At 59.5% G+C, this 16,317-nt stretch carries 16 protein-coding genes and 1 pseudogene; 5 read left to right on the plus strand and 12 right to left on the minus strand.

Annotated features, from left to right (window positions below; genetic code table 11):
* The 5 genes and pseudogenes from AACY18_RS26770 to AACY18_RS26790 all read left to right on the plus strand — a co-directional run.
* A pseudogene (locus AACY18_RS26770) lies at positions 1–677 on the plus strand (hypothetical protein); the annotation flags it as partial.
* 71 nt (positions 678–748) lie between these two features.
* A complete protein-coding gene (locus AACY18_RS26775; RefSeq protein ID WP_339466679.1) occupies positions 749–1,705 on the plus strand; it encodes a halovibrin HvnC in 957 nt (318 codons plus the stop codon).
* 118 nt (positions 1,706–1,823) lie between these two features.
* Positions 1,824–2,765 (plus strand): halovibrin HvnC, encoded by a 942-nt coding sequence (locus tag AACY18_RS26780; RefSeq protein ID WP_339466681.1) that lies wholly within the window; start codon positions 1,824–1,826, stop codon positions 2,763–2,765.
* Positions 2,762–3,214, plus strand: coding sequence for a DUF2599 domain-containing protein (locus AACY18_RS26785; RefSeq protein ID WP_339466682.1), 453 nt, complete (start codon positions 2,762–2,764; stop codon positions 3,212–3,214). The genes AACY18_RS26780 and AACY18_RS26785 overlap by 4 nt, the downstream gene beginning before the upstream one ends.
* 117 nt (positions 3,215–3,331) lie before the next feature.
* Positions 3,332–4,024: an aspartate/glutamate racemase family protein gene (locus AACY18_RS26790; protein ID WP_339466683.1), complete on the plus strand. Its 693-nt coding sequence runs from the start codon at positions 3,332–3,334 to the stop codon at positions 4,022–4,024.
* 1 nt (position 4,025) lies between these two features.
* Here the strand turns inward: AACY18_RS26790 and AACY18_RS26795 are convergent, their stop codons facing one another.
* The 12 genes from AACY18_RS26795 to AACY18_RS26850 form a co-directional block, all read right to left on the minus strand.
* On the minus strand, positions 4,026–4,544 hold the full coding sequence (locus AACY18_RS26795; RefSeq protein WP_339466684.1) for a GNAT family N-acetyltransferase: 519 nt from the start codon (positions 4,542–4,544) through the stop codon (positions 4,026–4,028).
* 189 nt (positions 4,545–4,733) lie between these two features.
* On the minus strand, positions 4,734–5,714 hold the full coding sequence (locus tag AACY18_RS26800; protein ID WP_339466685.1) for a LysR family transcriptional regulator: 981 nt from the start codon (positions 5,712–5,714) through the stop codon (positions 4,734–4,736).
* 95 nt (positions 5,715–5,809) lie between these two features.
* On the minus strand, positions 5,810–6,757 hold the full coding sequence (locus tag AACY18_RS26805) for a peptidylprolyl isomerase (protein WP_339466686.1): 948 nt from the start codon (positions 6,755–6,757) through the stop codon (positions 5,810–5,812).
* Complete coding sequence (locus AACY18_RS26810; RefSeq protein WP_339466688.1) at positions 6,754–7,224, minus strand: YbjN domain-containing protein; 471 nt, start codon at positions 7,222–7,224, stop codon at positions 6,754–6,756. Before AACY18_RS26810 ends, AACY18_RS26805 begins: the two co-directional genes overlap by 4 nt.
* Positions 7,225–7,241: 17 nt before the next feature.
* On the minus strand, positions 7,242–7,871 hold the full coding sequence (locus tag AACY18_RS26815; RefSeq protein ID WP_339466690.1) for a DNA repair protein: 630 nt from the start codon (positions 7,869–7,871) through the stop codon (positions 7,242–7,244).
* Between the two features lie 17 nt (positions 7,872–7,888).
* Complete coding sequence (locus tag AACY18_RS26820) at positions 7,889–9,586, minus strand: putative porin (RefSeq protein WP_339466693.1); 1,698 nt, start codon at positions 9,584–9,586, stop codon at positions 7,889–7,891.
* Positions 9,587–9,625: 39 nt separating this feature from the next.
* On the minus strand, positions 9,626–10,327 hold the full coding sequence (locus AACY18_RS26825; protein ID WP_339466694.1) for an energy transducer TonB family protein: 702 nt from the start codon (positions 10,325–10,327) through the stop codon (positions 9,626–9,628).
* A gap of 3 nt (positions 10,328–10,330) precedes the next feature.
* The gene (locus tag AACY18_RS26830; RefSeq protein ID WP_339466696.1) at positions 10,331–10,756 is read right to left on the minus strand and encodes an ExbD/TolR family protein; all 426 of its coding nucleotides are present in this window, start codon (positions 10,754–10,756) and stop codon (positions 10,331–10,333) included.
* Positions 10,757–10,767: 11 nt separating this feature from the next.
* Positions 10,768–12,567 carry a DUF2341 domain-containing protein gene (locus AACY18_RS26835; RefSeq protein WP_339466698.1) on the minus strand — a complete coding sequence of 600 codons (1,800 nt, stop codon included), beginning with the start codon at positions 12,565–12,567 and terminating at the stop codon, positions 10,768–10,770.
* A gap of 12 nt (positions 12,568–12,579) precedes the next feature.
* Positions 12,580–14,178 (minus strand): ShlB/FhaC/HecB family hemolysin secretion/activation protein, encoded by a 1,599-nt coding sequence (locus AACY18_RS26840; protein WP_339466700.1) that lies wholly within the window; start codon positions 14,176–14,178, stop codon positions 12,580–12,582.
* 55 nt (positions 14,179–14,233) lie between these two features.
* Positions 14,234–14,845, minus strand: coding sequence for a transposase (locus AACY18_RS26845; RefSeq protein WP_339466701.1), 612 nt, complete (start codon positions 14,843–14,845; stop codon positions 14,234–14,236).
* Positions 14,846–15,062: 217 nt separating this feature from the next.
* A complete protein-coding gene (locus AACY18_RS26850; RefSeq protein WP_339466720.1) occupies positions 15,063–16,271 on the minus strand; it encodes a DSD1 family PLP-dependent enzyme in 1,209 nt (402 codons plus the stop codon).
* Positions 16,272–16,317 lie beyond the last annotated feature (46 nt).

Raw genomic sequence — 16,317 nt, forward strand, 5'->3', positions numbered from 1 at the left:
TGGTCTGGCCAGACAAGAAACTGGGAGCCGATGGGCACTGTGATGTTGAACCCGGATCGGCAGCAGCAGACCGAGAAAAGAGCGGCATAGTTAGACGGCGACGCGACAACAACCTTGAAAAACGCCGGCAGCACGCGACGGTCGAGGTGAAATACACCGGCTCCGATGAAGGACAGAGCGTCAAGGTGTATTGGCTGGGGCGTAATTCCACTTATGGCAGCGAAATTCAGAACATAACTGTCGCTGGCCAGACGTTGCGTTTTCTTGTTCCTCGCCAGGAAGTGGTGGACACCGTGGGAAGCGGCGCTGCGGTTTACTACACCGTCCGGCTGCCCGGCACCGATGAAGATCTGCCATCGAAAGACCTGCGATTGACAGTCACCAGGCAAAGACACGATCTGCCGGAACCGACGCTGAACGCCGCCAAGGACAACCTTAGAATTTACTACCCTACCCTTGAAGCGGCTTACAAAGCCCGGATCTCTTTGACCGTTGGAACAGATCGCCACGACAGTGAAGAATTTGAAATCACCCAGGCGACTTATACAAACGTTCCCGTCCCGGCGAGTTGGATCATAACGAACAAAGGGAAGCTGGGGTTATTCAACTACACCCTCAGAAAAACCGGCACAAACGAGCCGATCATCTTTTCCTGGTACTTACGCGTGACGCTCTGACCAGGCCAGCACTCTGCACAACAGCTACCCATTAACGGTTTCAGTTTGCGAATGAAAGTAGGGACAGCGTCATGCGTTATCTAATAGCCTTAATGTTTATCACCCTGTTGGCCGGCTGTTCACAAACCAGTCCACGACCGCCGACAATGATTAACGCCAGTAGTACGCAAGTAATGGATGGCTTCGCCATCGCTGCTTATCTGCAAACGCTATACGGGCGCAAATTCCCCAACTGCAACAAAGTAAATTCGCAACCTGCATTTCTCTGTTCCGGCGTGACCATAAGGGTCACTTTGAAGAGCACCAGTTATAAAGTCTGGGAACCCAGCCCGTTTTCAGTGAGACAGGGTGGTGTCGCATTTTCATACTTGCGGGCGGATGCAGACTTCGGTCGCTTCGCCTATGAGCGTGCAAACGGTTACATCCTTTACCCCGTCCTCGAAGCGCCGGTCGATAAATACAAAATGCACTATCTGTGCGCTTACCCTTATGACGCTTGGTCCCACACCCGTGAGGCAGACAAGCCATGCGGTCCGCACCCAAGCTATCCGGCTCAAAGCAGACTGTGCCAAGACACTGGGGTAACGACCGCAGAACAGTGGCTCGCCGTGTGGAGGATACCGGAGGGCAACCCCAACCAGCGGCAGTGCGGATTCGACGTGAATGACAATCACAATGCGCTCGCCGGCCCTGCTTTTTATCAGTCGATCCGCGCCAGAAGCCTGGTGAACGGGAGTGGAGTCAATGAACACAACGAGCTCACGATCAAGACCTGGTGCGATCCCCTCAGCACCGATCCAGAGAAGTCTTGTGCGCAATCGTTCCCGGCGAACAAGTTTCCGATCATGGCCTTCTTCTACACGCAAGACGGCCAGGCCCTGGCGGATGCTCAATACAATCAGCGGGATTTCTACAACTCGACCAACCCGAAAATCATCGTGCCGATCATTCGTCTTGTGCTCTCGACCAGCATTCCAGGCACAGCGAAGTTCGAATATATCCCTGCGGATCAAACAGTTACGCCATAAGCGCTTGCAACGCTGCACCGAAGTACGCGGCATATTCTCGTAATGGCTAACGAATGCAGTTCCACAAACAACGTGCAATCGATTTTTCCACCTGTTTTTAACCGGACGAAGACAAACCATGAACAAAATAATTGCATTACTGTTTTTCGCTCTTTTGGTTGGTTGCTCACAACCTGCATCGCAAACGCCTGATGTCATCAGCGGGACCAGTGTTCAGAGCCAGAGAATGGATGGCGCGGCCACCGCTGCTTATCTCACTACGCTGTACGGTCGCCAGTTTCCGAATTGCAACAAAGTGAATTCGCAACCTGCGTTTCTGTGTTCAGGTGTCATGATAAGGGTCACGGACAAAGATCCGAACAACACCTATAAAGTCTGGGACCCCAGCCCCACTTCCATTAAAAATGGCGGTATCAACTTTTCCTACTTGCGGGTTGATAGCAACTTTAACAAGTTCGCCTGGAATAAAACCAATGCCAATGGCTACATTCTTTATCCCGTACTGGAGAGGCCTGCGAATACCGAGCAACTGCAGGTGCTGTGTTCCTATCCCATGGACTCCTACGGGTGGTATCGCAGTTCAACCGCAGTGTGTGTGGCCGACCGGTCTTATCCTGATAGTGGACATTGTCAGGACGCTGGTATCACCACAGCCGAGCAATTCAAGAACGCCTGGAGTTCGGCACCCGGCGACCAAAACAGGCGCCAGTGCGATTTCGACGTGAGGGACGAACGCAATATGCTGGCCGGCCCGGCGTTTTATCAGTCGTTACGCGCTAAATCACTGCTAGGCGCAACAGGCTTCGACCAATGGAACGACGTACTCGTTAAAACCTGGGTCGCCGGTAAACCAAACGTTTTACCAATACTCGCGTTCTTTTACGTGCCAGCAAAAAACGATCCTAATGCGCTCGCCGATGCGCGATACAACCAAAGGGATTTTTATAACGCCACCAACCCGAAAATTACCGTACCGATCATTCGTGTAGCACTTCCCACCGTCATAACCGGTAAGGCCACATTTACCTACGTAGCAGCAGATCAGGGAATCACACAATGAACATACTCAACCCGCCCTCGAACCTCCTCGCGCGTGCACTGGCAGCTGCCTGTCTGACAGTGCTCGGCATTTCTACCGCCCATGCGCAAGACACTGCGTCCGGTGACAGCGTCATTGTGGTCGCAGAGCGCTGCAATAAATACATCGAAAGTGCCCATTGGTTTTACAGAGACTACCAGTGGTCGTTTTCCATCACCCCCACCCCGTGTGCCAGGAGAACGCTGGAATCGGGCACTGCTTACTTGTGGAATGAACTCACACGCGATTACTCCAATAGTCGCTACTGGCAAAACACCCATGGCATGCGTCACCAGTTGATTTGCCACCTGGCCATCGCTCGCGACAAACCAGAATGGAATCTGGAGCCGTGGCGCCCGGATGTGGGGTATGCCAAAACGCTGGCAGCCGGATGTAATCACGTCGCCCCATTGCCAGAACCAGCACCCTGACACCTGAGCAAAACTTCAGCGATACAGTTGATTTGACGCTGGTATCCGTCATTGAACCGAAGGACACTCGGGGCACGCCTGAATCGACCGATACAGGCCATTGCCCGAGGACATTCAATGCGCACCATCGGCCTGATCGGCGGCATGAGCTGGGAGTCCAGCGCCGAATATTATCGACTCATCAATCAGCAGTTGCGTGATCGCCTTGGTCCATTACGGTCGGCGCAAGTGCTGATGTACAGCGTCGACTTCGGCCCGGTCGAACAGGCACAGCATGCCGGGCGCTGGGATGACGCAGCGGCGATTCTGGTGGATGCGGCGCGCAGGCTCCAAGCGGGTGGAGCTGAATGCGTGGTGCTGTGTACCAACACCATGCACAAGGTGGCCGATCACGTTCAGGCGGCGATCAACATTCCGTTCCTGCACATCGCCGAACCGGCGGCGCAGGCGGCTTTGGCGATTGATGCGCGCACCGTCGGGTTGCTCGGCACAGCGTTCACCATGGAACAGGACTTTCTCAAGCAACGCCTGATCGCCCAAGGCCTGACGGTATGGGTGCCGGACGACGCTGAGCGCAAGGAGGTGCACCGGATTATCTACGACGAGTTGTGTGTCGGCGTGATCAGTGACGAGTCGCGGCAAATCTATCAACGGGTGATCGAATCGCTGACCGCACGCGGCGCTCAGGCGATCATTCTTGGTTGCACGGAAATCGGCCTGCTGATCAAACCCGAACACAGCGCCGTGCCCCTGCTCGACACCACCGAGCTGCATGCACAGTCGGCGGTGGCGTTTGCCTTGGGCGACTGACTCAACCCTTCGATGAGCTGCGCAGACGGGCCATGCTCAGGGTGTCGACCCATTGCCCGTCGCGCACCGCGTAATCGCGAAACAGGCCTTCGGTCTCGAAACCGAACTTGCGGTAGAGACCAATGGCCGCCTCGTTATCGGCGAACACCGAAAGTTCGACGCGGTGCAGGTTCATCCAGTTGTCGGCAACCTCGAGCGCCGCTGCCAACAGTTTCGAACCCACGCCTTTGCCCTGCCAGGCGAGCGCTACGCCCATGCCGAGACTGCCGGCGTGGCTGCGGCGAATCCGCGAATAGTTTTCCAGCCCCAGATGGCCGATGACCGCGCCCTGATGCAGCGCCACCAGTTTCACCGTTCGTTCGTTTTCCGCCATCAGCCGTTGCCGCCAGATCTCGGCGGATTGAAACGGCATCTGCAACACCTGCCGGGCAACGGCTGGATCGTTATAGAGCGCGGTAACGCTCTCAACGTGGGACTCGTTGAAACGTTCGAGATGTATCGCGGGGCTGTGCTCGGGCATGGCGGATCCTTCCTGGATCGATGGGTGGCCGATCACTCTAAACTGGCGGTTATCAATTTGGCGAGGTGCAAAACGGTGAGAGCGGCGTGGCGACGATTCGGCTGGCTCGCGAATGCGGTGTGTCATTCAACGCTGTTGTTGATTGTTCGGCCGCTTTCGCGAGCAAGCCCGCTACCACAGGGGGCGGGGTTAAGTCTGGAACCATTCGTGGCGCTCGTTGAAGGTGTTGTGGATGAGTTCGATCAGGGTTTGTACTTCGGCGATGTCTTGCGATTGGGCATTCACCGCCAGCCACGCTTGCAATCGCATCGGCTCATCGAACAATCCGGGCAACGCCACCAACCCACGATCAAACCGGCTCATGTAAGCCGGCAACAAACCGATGCAAGCGCTGCAGCGAATCATCTCCAGCATCAATTCATAAGACTGCATCTGCACCACACCCGCCAAACGTTGTTCGACCAGATCGTTCCATGGGCGAAAGCTGTCGATCTGCCGGTCATGCTGCCATTGCACCAGCATGAAATCGGCAAGGTCATCGGCACTCGCCGGGCGTGCGGTGACGCGGGAGTAGCGTTTGGCGATGTGGGGAAGGTAGTCCAGGCTCGCCAGGCGCTGCGGTGGCTGGGTGGCGAAGGTCGGGCCAGGGTTGGGGGTTTCGCCGTGGGCCAGCCACAGGATGACATCGGCGCTGACGGCGCGCAGTGACAGTTCGCTGTCGAGGGCGATGATGTCCAGACGCACACTGGCATTGCGGCGCAGCAGTGCGATCAGATCGCGCCCGAGGATGTCGTGCAGGATGGACTCGGCGACGGCCAGGCGAATCAGCGGCTGCTCAACCACCGGCAGTTTGCGCTCGTTGGCCAGGGCGACCAGTTTGGCCTGAAGTTGCTGGCCTTCGCGGGTCAGGCTCAGTGCGCTTCCCTGAAAGCTGAACAATGTGTGTTGGAGCTCCTGTTCAAGCTGCGCCAGTTGTTTGCGCAGCAGGGTCGAACGCACGTTGAGGCTGCGCGCGGCCTGCATAAAGCAACCGCAGCGAGCGCTGACCAGAAAATACTGCGCGACCTCAGCGTCGATGCTCGCGGTGTGTGACAGCCAGGGTTCGCTGCCGTCCTGCGCCCAGCGAAAATCGGCGCTGCCCTGTCGTCCTGCGGGTTCGTTGAATGACATCGATGACTCCCTGTCGATCTTTGTATTTTATTGGCTTTGTGCACTGTGAAAAATTTCTGAATCAGACTCCCAAAGTTTTTGTATCGGATAAAAAATCAGTGTTTTTCCTCGAGGACTTTATTGAGTTGCGCCCCGTCGATACTCAGCGTCGCCGTGTTGAGCATCCCGTCCAGATACGCCTGCGCAATCTGCTCCTGACGCTGGGCACGCAAGGCCTGCGTCAGTTGATCGCGCAGTTCATCCAGTGTCGCAGTGCGCGCGGGTTGTTGTTCGGTGAGTTTGATCACATGGAAACCGGCCGCACTTTGCACCGGCTCAGACACCGCGCCGACCTTCAGCCGCGCCACAGCACCGCGCACCTCAGGAACGAGTTGCTGCAACGGTTGCAAACCGGTATCACCACCACGCTCAGCGGTGACGCGATCTTGGGAATACTGAATCGCCAGCGCGGCAAACTCCGCCGGTGTCGCCTGCGCTTTTTTGCTCAGATCGAGCGCCTGCTTGCGCACGGCGTCAAGAGTCTGCGGCTCATTCACCCCAAGAAAAATCTGGCTGACCCGATACAGCGCCGGGGTCTGCCAGTTCACCTTGCCGGCGTCATACGCCTTCTGCAACTCGGTCGCACTCGGGTAATCGGCCGGCACCTCACTGACCGAACGCAGGTAATCGCGAAAGACGATCTGCTCAGTCGCCGCCCGAGTTTGTCGCGCGACGTCCGGGCGCTGCGCCCAACCCTGCGCATCGGCCTGCTCCAGCACGGCTTTCTCGGCCAGTCGCGTGCGGATCCAGCGCTCCAGCGCTTCACGATTACCGCGCAGTTGTTCGCGGGTTTCTGGCGGTACGGCCGCCAGCAGTGCCTGCAATTCGTCAGGCGAAACCTGCTGATTACCCAACCGCGCGACCGCCGGCCCCGCTACCGCCGTCGACACCGGTGCCGGTTGCTGGGCGGCGACCGGGTCACTGCCCGGCCGCAGCACCAGCGCCACGGCTACCACCAACAGCGCCACTGCTCCAGCGCCGATCACCATGGCAGGCTTTTTCACAGCGCGACTTCCTCTTGCTCAGCGATGGCAACTTTTGCAGTCGAGGCGTGAGCGGCCTGGCTGAAGTCACGCAGATAAACGATGAATTCCTGCAGCAAGCGATCCCACAGTTCCAGATTGCCGCGCAGGTGATCGCTGCTCACGCCGGCGGCCAGCACCACGTCCATTTCCATCACCAGAAACTCGCCCTGCAACGACAGCCTTGCAAAACGTCGCGTCGCGTTCCACTGCTCGGCCACACCTTGTGGCAGCTCACCCTGCACGCGCAGCGCACAACTGAACGTGAAATCGACGTAGGTGCCCTGCTCCACCGCCGGGTTGCCGAAACGCACGGCATAACCGATGCCCTGACTGGCGCTGAGCAATTGGACGATACCGTTCTGTTCGGTCTGGTTGACGCGATAACCGGCCGCTTGCAGGACGTCGGTCAGCGATTGCGGGGAAACGTGGGTGATCAATTGAGTCATTGTTTCTTCCTTGTTTATCAGTGCGCGAGCGCGGCTTGCGGCGCGTCGAATTGAGTCTTGTAGAGCTCGTCGCCAAACCCCTGGGCCAGTTCATCGAACTTGACCCGGGCGCTGCCCGCGAAGGGCTGGCGGATCTTCATTACTTCGGCCACATCGATGTTTTCGTAGGCACTGAGGATCTGCTTGGCGACGCCGTACATCTGCTGATTCTTGACTGAACATTGCTGCACTTGTGTGTCACGTTCAGTCAATTGCGCTTGTAGCCTGGAACGCTCGGCTTCTTTCGCACGGGCCATGACCAACAACTCGTCATAGGCCTTCTTGTACTTGCCGGTCTGCTCAGCGCTGGCCGCCACTTGCGCCTGCGCCTGGCTGTGCAGGCTCTGCTGCTGCCCGGCCAATTGCTCGGCGACGCCTTTGACCTTGGCCAGTTCAGCGGTCAATTGCTTGATTTGCGCCTGCGCAGCCTTAGCCTCGTTTTGCGCTGCCAGTTGCGCAGCGCTGGCCTGAGCCTGCTGACTTTGCAAGGCCTGCAACTGCTGGGTGGTGCTACGCAATTGCGTACGCAAGCGCTCCTCCATGCCCTCGGCACTGGCGCCGGTGGCAACCAACATCCCAAGGCCCAGCAACAACAATCGCGTGTTCATAACCCTCTCCCGGCGCCTTAGAAGCGCGTGTTGATCTCAAGCTGCAAGACGTCGATGTCGAACGGCGCGCCATATACCGCCTCGGTGCTCAACCAGCGGCCGGTCGCAAAAACGTTCTTCGCCAAACCGTAGTTGCCGCCAATGAAATAACCTTTGGCGTTGGTGCCACCGAGGTGGAACGTCGAGTCGTTAAAGCCGTCCGGCAAGGCGTCCGGCTGGATGTACTTGTAGCCGGCGAACATATTCCAGTCGCCCTGCTTCTTAAGATCCAGGGCGTTGCCGAGGGTGAACTGCACCATCCACGCATTGGCGCCGCTTTCGATATCGCCGTTGCTGTCGAGGTTGTTGACGATTTGCCCGGCCGAACGCTTGCGCATGTCGCCTTCGTCGTAGCTGAGGTTATGGATGTAGTTGCCCTGGCTGCGCAGCTTGAAGTCTTGCGGCAAGTCGGCGTCCCACACCAGGTTCAGATCGAGCAGGTTGAACTCGGACGCCAGGCCGACGTATTGCGGTTGCGGCGTGGTCGTCGGGTTGAGCGGGTTCGACGTGATGTCACGCACCAGGAACACGCTGTTGCCCTTCTGCATGAACGCTGCGCGGCTGCCGTCGCTGTCGCAACCCGGTGCGCCGGCCCACGGTTCGCAAGGGCTGGAGCGCTGGCCTTCGATGTCGTCGAAGCGGTAATAAGCCAGCGCACCCTTCAAGCGGTTGTTGCTGTTGACCGCCCATTTGGCGCCGATTTGCGCGCCGTACAGCCATTTGTTGTCGCTCTCTTGCTTGTCGAAACCGTTGCTACTGGTGGTGTCGTTTGTGTAGTCCACCGGGAACGCGCCGACGGTGCCGAACACGCCCCAATCACGATTGAGTTTGTGGTCGAAAATCGCCGCCACACCGTCGAAGTTAAGGTCGTTGGAATAGAGCATGTCGGTGGACATGAACGGGTTGGCAAAACGCCCGCCGGTGAGCGTCAGCTCATCCGAAGGTTTCCAGGTCAGATAACCCTGGTCGAGCCAGATGTCTTTTTTGGCGAAGCCACCGCCGAGGCTTTGCGTGGTCGATACCGGATTGTTGTCCGAGCCGGTGCCGATGCGGATGCCGGCGGTCCACTCTGGCGAGATCACCGCTTTCATGCCCAGACGTGCGCGAATGCGGAACTGGTTGGTGCGATCTTCGCGGGTATTGAGCAGCGGCGGCAGACTGGTGCTGCTGTTGGGGTTCACGTCATACGGGCCGTTGTTGTTGAGCTTGGCGAAGTCGACGATTTCGTTGCTGTTGCTGTCGGAGTAGTAGCGCGATTCGTCCCGCAAACGAATGTCGCCGTCAAAGCTGATGCGCGATGCCCAGTCGGGGAAGGTGTTGGGCGCAGCCCAGTTTTCCTGCTTGGCGGTGGCCATGACTTCGGCTTTGACCTGATCGCGAATCTGATCACGCACCGCCGCCGGCACGTACTGCACACGCACATCGCCAGGCGCGGCGACGGGGCCTGCCGCCACGGCGGTGGAGGCAGCGGCCTGCTTGGCCTGGACGGCCTCGTTCTGCGCCTGAGCGATCAGTGCGTCGGCCTTGTCCTGCTTCAAAATGCCCTGCTCGACCAGCAAGCGGATCAGATTGATCGTGGCGTTTTCCGAAGGCGCAGGCGCTGCTGCGGCCTGACCGACCAGGGTCGCGATGACCATGCCGACCGCCAGGGACAATCGATTCACATTGGAAATCATCTGCACACAACTCCTTTTGGCAAAACTGTAATAATTCGGTTAACCCGCACGCCGCCCTTGCAGGGACAGGCGCACAGGCAAAGTCATGGAGGCCGGTGGCCGTTCGCTTAAGTGCGGCGCATTGCGCAGCGCCGCCAAAACCTGCGTGTCGATTTCAGGGTTGCCGCTGGACTTGATCAGCTCGACCCGGGTGATCTCGCCGACGCTGCTCAGCCACACATCGGCCTGCAAGGTGAACGCGAGGTTGCGCAGTTCAGGGCTCTCGCGCAGCAGCTTCTGGAACGTGAACGCGAGGAACTGGCTGTAAGTGCCGTTACCCAACCGCCCGCCTCCGGCGCCCACCATGCCGCCGCCCTTGCCCGCGCCGATGTTGAAGGCGTCGTTGCCGGACTGCGCATCGCCATCCATTTGCATCGGGTTGGCCAGATCGTCCGCCGGCGATGGCGGTGCTTCCTCTTCGGGCTTGACCTCTTGCGGCTCTGGCGTTGGCTCGGGCTCGACGACTTTTTCTTCGACCGGGGTTTCCGGCTCCGGCGGTTTCTCCGGCGGCGGAGGTGGTGGTGGCAACGGGATGATCGTCGGCACCTTCGGCGCTTCCCGGCGGATGCCGCTCATGTCGTTGGCCCACTGCCACAGGAACCACGCGGCGAGTGCGGCGAGAATCAGCCCCGCGCCCCACTTCGCATAGCGCAAGGGCGACTTCTTCACCGGCAGCGGTTCGATCGGAAGTTGTGCGGTCATGACTCAGCCCTGACTCGGTTTGCCGGTGACGAGACCGACCTGGGACAGTTCGAGCCGGCGCAACAGATCCAGCACTTCAATGACTTTCTGGTACTGCACCGTGGCGTCACCGCGCACGATCACCGGGAAGTCCGGGCTCTGTGCCTTCTCGATGCGCAGACGCTCTTCCAGTTCGGCCAAGGTCACCGGGTAGGCATCCAGGAACACCTGGCCGCCGTCGTTGACCGAAATGGCCTTGGTCTTGGCTTCGGACAACGACACCGCAGCGCTGGCCTTGGGCAGGTTGATCTGGATTCCCGACACCTGCGCGGTGGCGGTGAGGATGAACATCACCAGCACCACCATCAGCACGTCCACCAGCGGCGTGATGTTGATGCTGTCTACGGCTGAATCTTCGTCATCGTCGTGGGAGGCATTTACGGACGCCATGTCAGTGCTCCTCAGGCCGGTACGGAGTGGTTGGCGTGATGGCCGCGCGAGTGCGACGCCTCACTGAACTGGCTTTCGCCATGCATCTCCGCCAGACGCGTGATGAACTCGTCGACGAACACGCGCATGTCGGCGCTGACTTCCTTGTTGCGGGTGATCAGGCGGTTGTAGCCAAACAGCGCCGGGATCGCGACGAACAGACCCATCGCTGTCGCCAGCAAGGCAGCGGCCATGCCGGGTGCGATGGCGTTAATGTTGACGTCGCCGGCCATGGCGGTACCGAGGAACACCACCATGATCCCCAGCACCGTGCCGAGCAGGCCGATGTAGGGGCCACCGGCGATGGCGTTGGACAGGGTCGAGAGTTTCGAACTCAGTTGCTGGTTTTCCCGGGTACGCACACCGTCCATGGAGCAACGAATGGCTTCGATGGTCGCCGCCGAAACCGATGACGTGTCGGCGCCCTGTTCACGGCGGGTGCGGATTTCTTTCACGGCCACCAGATACAGGCGCCACAGCGACGAATGCTGTAGGCGCTGGGCAAGTTGCGCGTCGTCGGCAAACATCTCCAGGCGCGTGCCGACCTTGGCGAACTGCACGCGGAAATCTTCGTTGGCCGACGTCACGCGGCTGAGGGTGCGGTTTTTGCGCAGCATGATGATCCATGACTGGAACATCATCAGCACCAGCACGGCGATGATCACCCAGGCGTCCACCGGTACCGCGTTGAGCAGGAAACCGAGGCTGCCGAACCCGAAGCCCGATTGTTCTTCATCAACGCCGTAGGCGACCAGTTTCGACTCGGCGCCCTGCGAGGTGGCATCGGCGAGCAGCAACGGCGCCGGGCGGGCGACTTTTGACAGGCGCAGTTCGTCGATGGCGCCTACAAACGGCAGATAAGGGCCTTCTTGCAGATCAGCGCCGATGGCCATGACCGAATTGAACGCCGGCATGGCCAGGGCCAGTGCTGCCCCCTCACGACCGTTGATGTACAGGGTGACTTTGGCACCTTCGGCCGTCAGCGCGACGTGCTGCCATTGGCCGGGGTTGAGCGGCTGCGTGGCAACGGCGCGCTGGCCGTCGATTTCCACGAACGGCACGCCCTGATTCACCCCCGCCAGCAAACTGTTGGCACCTTCTCGGCGGGCCAGAATCAGTTGCTCGCCATCGGCCTGATCCAGTCGCAGCCAGGCGCTGAAGGTGAATGCACTGCCAGCGTTGTGCTGCAACGATGGGCTGGCCGGCAACAGCAACGGTTGGCCGCTGAACTGCAAGGCCCGCCCGATGACACCGTCAATCGCCGCGCCGGTCGCACTTTGCGCGGTGTTGCCGTAGGCCGTGGTGTCTTTGGCCGGGGTGCCGGTGGCACCGTCGAGGTGATACAGCGCAGTGTAATTCGGATCGAAGGTCAGTTGGCCGTTGCCGGTGGCCGGGGCCTTCTGATTGCCGTAGTACATCCAGATGTCCTGACGCTGACCGCCCTCGACATTCGGCACATCGACCCAGATCAACGCCATGCCCATCAGCGCGTCGAAGCTTTCGATCTGATGGTTGAGTACGGTTTTGTCATCGGCGGCGACGAAGCGCAGGTCCGAGCCGTCCTCCTTCACACCGTCGAAGGTGAAGTTGCCGGTGTGCAGGCGCACCAGTAGCGCGGTGCGGCCCAGCGGCTGATTGATCGCCGCCCCTTGCGGCGTGGTGTCGACGGCGATTTGTTTGCGGTAGTGCCAGTCGTCCTGCCACCAGGCCTGAGCCGTGGCCGGGAGCACGAAGCCCAGGCAGATCAACAACGAAAGAAAGAGGCGCTGCATGAACGTGCTCCTTTAGAAAGTGGCTTGAAGGTTGAAGTGCAGGCGCGATTCCTGTTTCGAGGTGTTCGGCCCTTCGAGTAGCGGATAACCCCAGTCGAGGCTGCCGGACAGCCATTTGCTCAGGCTGGCGCGGGTGCCGAGGCCGACACTGGCCAGGGCGTAATTGGCGTCCTGATCAGGCAGTTCGTCGCGCAGGTACAGTTGCGCGCCTTCGGCAAACGCATAGAAACGCCAGTCCTGCATCCAGGTGCCGGCGAACCTGGCCAGCGAGGGCGTGCGCAGTTCCTGGCTCAGCAGAAAACCGTCATCGCCCGTGCGCTCGGCGGCCAGATAGCCGCGCACCGACGTCGCGCCACCGGCAGAAAATTGTTCGTTGGAAACCAGTGGCCCCGACGCCAGTTGAAACGCGGCTTTGCTCGCGCTCTGCCAGTCGTTGTCGAAGGTCCAGGTGTAACTGGTGTCGCCCTTGAGCACGGCGAAACTCGGCTTGGCGCGGTAGCGTTTGTAGTCGAAGTCTTCGTCGGAACTGCCATAGCCAAAAAGGCTGCGAGTGGCCGCGACCAGGCTCAAACCGAGGCCGAGCTGACTCTTTTCGGTGTAGCGATAGCCGTTGTAGGCGAAGGTGAACGGTGCGTATTTCAGTGGCACCTTGTCGCTCTCGCCGGAGAGGGTCAGGCGTTCTTCGAAGTCCTTGAAGTCGACGCCCGCCGACAACGAGTTCGACCAACTGCCGCTGGATGGCAGCGTGTAGATCGCCGACACCCCGTAGGAATGGCCCTTGCCCAGCACGTTGCTGCCGCCAATGGTGGCGACGTTGCTGTCGGACTGGTAACCGGACAACTGCACGCTCCAGCGATCGGTCAGCGGGGCGGTATAAGAGCCCGACCAGACCTTGGCGTTGTCGGTGTCTTGCGGCGCGGTGAAGTAGGTCAGGGAAATGCTGTGGCCGAGCTGCCAGAGGTTGTTGTAGCCAAGGCTGGTGACGGTGCGCAGCTTTTCGGTGTCGGCGCTGTAGTCGTTGTTCAGACCGACGCTGGCCGTCCACGGGTTCTGATCTTCAACCTGCAAATCGACGTCCATGGTGCCGGGGCGCTGGCCCTCGCGAACCAGCGGCATGACCTGCCGGCCGGGCGTCTTGTTCAGTTGCGCCAGTTCACCCTGAACCTTGGCGAAGTCCGGTACCTCGCCCTCCTTGAGCGCTGGCACTTCGTCACGGATGTCCAGCGGCGAATAGTGCTTGGCGCCGACCACGCGCACCCGGCCGACCTTGGTTTCGCTGACTTGCAGATAAACGATGCCGTCCGCCACCGCTTGCTCCGGCAATTGGACGAACACCGATTGATAGCCGCGTTCCTGATAGACCTTCTGCAACGCGTCGCGCGCACCTTCGATGTCGCTCAGCGCTTTTTGCGGACCGAGGAACGGGTACACCGCCTCTTCGATGGCCCGTGCATCAAGCACGGTGTTGCCGCGCACAAAGTATTCGTTGACGTCGACCAGACGCTGCGCCGCTGCACTTTCGGTGGCCGGCGCGGCCCATGCCGGCTGCGCGCCAACCGCCACCAGCAGCCAGCCCCACAGCGCCAGCCGTGACGTGAAAATCTGTTCCACACTACCCCCTGAATTCGCGATGACCTGTTGGCGCCTCAGCGCCCTCTGTGTTGCGTCAATTGCTGGCTGTTGAGGCGCAGGCGTGCTTGCCGAGCCAGGTGTGCAGAAGCGCGAAGTTCAAGGAGAACTCAGGCATTTGCAGCAAGGCACCGCAGAACACTTCGCCGATGATTTTTTGAATGAGCTGCACCGCACGCGGGTTGTTGAGCAGCGTGGCGATGTCGCGACTGAGGATGTTGAAGCTCCAGACTTTCTGGTTCAGGCCCAGGCCGACGAACCAGCGGAACAACAGGTTGTAATTGAGCTGCTCGTAGAGTTGCTGCTCGCTGGGTACCGAGTACAGCAACTGCAGCAACAGGAGGTGCATGACCGTTTGCGCGGGGATCAACATGCCGGGTTCGGCGTCGAGGTCATGGAGGATGTTGCGGTGGGCGTCGAGCAGGTCATCGATCTGCGGGCGCAGCAAGACCAGCGAATGGCCCGGCGGAATGTAACTGGACACCTCTTTCAAGGCGCCCTGCCAGTCATCCTGCGAGACGATCCAGACCCACGGCGCGCCGTAGCGATACACCGAAACCGGCTTCTTGCGCGCGGCCTCGACGATCTTCGACAAGCGCTGATCGAGCTCCTGCATGCCCACTTTCGAGTAGCGTTCCATAGTCCCCATTGCCTCACTCCCGGCGTCCCGCCTCGGCTTGTGAAAAGCGCCCCGAAAGGCCCTCAAGCGCGTTACATAGGCATGACCGGAATGGCGATGTGCTACCGAACTTTTGTCATAAAAGCTTCATTACAGACGTTTGGGAATGGAATCTGAAAGGCACCCCGCCTCCTGTGGGCGCTGACTTGCTCCCACAGGTTTGGGGGTGTTTGGCAGACACACGTTTTCAGGTGTAGACCGGCCAGATGTCGACGATTTTTCCGCCGCGCACCGCCAACAAGTCCCCGAATTGCAGCAGCACGGCTTCGGTCTGAGTCGGACGCAGGAAGACTTGGTCTTCGAGGGTCAGGCCCACGGCGTTGGAGCCGTTGACCATCTCCTGGTTGGAACTGCGACCGTATACGCTGTTGCTTTGCAAACCCGGTGGCGATTCAAATTCGGCCATCCAGTTGCCGCCATAGATGAAAAAGGTCTGCCGCTGGTTGGTGTCCCACCACGAAAACAGCTTCGATTGGTCATCCAGTGCAGGGATGTTCACCGCGCCCGTGCTTTTCAATACCGGGGTGGCGATATAAACCGCTGGCTCGTGCTCGACCAGCGATGGCAGGTCATAGTGGGTCGGTTTGAGCATCGCCGTCCCCACCGAAACTTCAGTGCTGAGCTTCTCGTTTTCATGAATGCGATAACTCGGACTGCCAGCGGTGTTAAGACACAAGCCGTCGTGCCACAACGCGGGAAACTGCTGCCGGGTGAAATCGACGCAACGCTGATAACGCATCATGACCTTGGCAAGAAGCTCTTCGGGCGAACCGAGAATGTCCGGCACGCCCATGCCCACGAACGGGTCGTAACCCATGAACCCGGCGAATTGCAGATGCTGCGCATTGGTGCTGATCAGGCTGAGCATCTGCCCAAGCACATTCACATCACTGACGCCGCCGCGATGCAGGCCGACATCCAGTTCAATGTTGATGCGCATCCGCGTGCCCAGCCCCTGTGCCAACGCCAGGTATTGCTGCAGCCGTTCAGGCCCGTCGAGCAGCCATTGCAATTGCTTCGACGGGTCGAACGGACCTTTGTGGGTTTGATAAAACAGCTCAGCCGACCTCACCGGCAACGGCTTGCCGAGCAGGATGTCGGACTGGGGAAACGTGACAGCATCGTGATTGAGAAACGGCTGATGAAACGACATGAGTTTTTGCGTCCCGGCCCGCTGTGCGATGTAGCTCAACAACCCCGGTGACGGCAGAGATTTCTCCACCAGACGCAATTGCTTGCCGCCGCGTTTGACCGACTGCATCACCACGTCGATGTTGTGATCGAGGCGATCCAGATCGATCAACAACACCGGGCGCATCGGTCCGTTGTCCTTCAACTCTTTATTCAGCGCGCGGAAATACTCGCTGTACGGGCCGCCCCGATCACTCGGTCGCAGCCAGACGCCCACGCCCACTGACAAAGCGCCGACACCCAGCGTGCCG

The organism is Pseudomonas sp. EA_65y_Pfl2_P74 (assembly GCF_963970575.1).
GTDB classification, from domain to species: domain Bacteria; phylum Pseudomonadota; class Gammaproteobacteria; order Pseudomonadales; family Pseudomonadaceae; genus Aquipseudomonas; species Aquipseudomonas baetica_A.

Coding starts and splice junctions, on each gene's coding strand:
- AACY18_RS26820 (WP_339466693.1), bottom strand. CDS start 9,586: ATGATTTCCAATGTGAATCGATTGTCCCTGGCGGTCGGCATGGTCATC.
- AACY18_RS26780 (WP_339466681.1), top strand. CDS start 1,824: ATGAACAAAATAATTGCATTACTGTTTTTCGCTCTTTTGGTTGGTTGC.
- AACY18_RS26795 (WP_339466684.1), bottom strand. CDS start 4,544: ATGCCCGAGCACAGCCCCGCGATACATCTCGAACGTTTCAACGAGTCC.
- AACY18_RS26835 (WP_339466698.1), bottom strand. CDS start 12,567: ATGCAGCGCCTCTTTCTTTCGTTGTTGATCTGCCTGGGCTTCGTGCTC.
- AACY18_RS26790 (WP_339466683.1), top strand. CDS start 3,332: ATGCGCACCATCGGCCTGATCGGCGGCATGAGCTGGGAGTCCAGCGCC.
- AACY18_RS26830 (WP_339466696.1), bottom strand. CDS start 10,756: ATGGCGTCCGTAAATGCCTCCCACGACGATGACGAAGATTCAGCCGTA.
- AACY18_RS26785 (WP_339466682.1), top strand. CDS start 2,762: ATGAACATACTCAACCCGCCCTCGAACCTCCTCGCGCGTGCACTGGCA.
- AACY18_RS26810 (WP_339466688.1), bottom strand. CDS start 7,224: ATGACTCAATTGATCACCCACGTTTCCCCGCAATCGCTGACCGACGTC.
- AACY18_RS26800 (WP_339466685.1), bottom strand. CDS start 5,714: ATGTCATTCAACGAACCCGCAGGACGACAGGGCAGCGCCGATTTTCGC.
- AACY18_RS26845 (WP_339466701.1), bottom strand. CDS start 14,845: ATGGGGACTATGGAACGCTACTCGAAAGTGGGCATGCAGGAGCTCGAT.
- AACY18_RS26825 (WP_339466694.1), bottom strand. CDS start 10,327: ATGACCGCACAACTTCCGATCGAACCGCTGCCGGTGAAGAAGTCGCCC.
- AACY18_RS26815 (WP_339466690.1), bottom strand. CDS start 7,871: ATGAACACGCGATTGTTGTTGCTGGGCCTTGGGATGTTGGTTGCCACC.
- AACY18_RS26775 (WP_339466679.1), top strand. CDS start 749: ATGCGTTATCTAATAGCCTTAATGTTTATCACCCTGTTGGCCGGCTGT.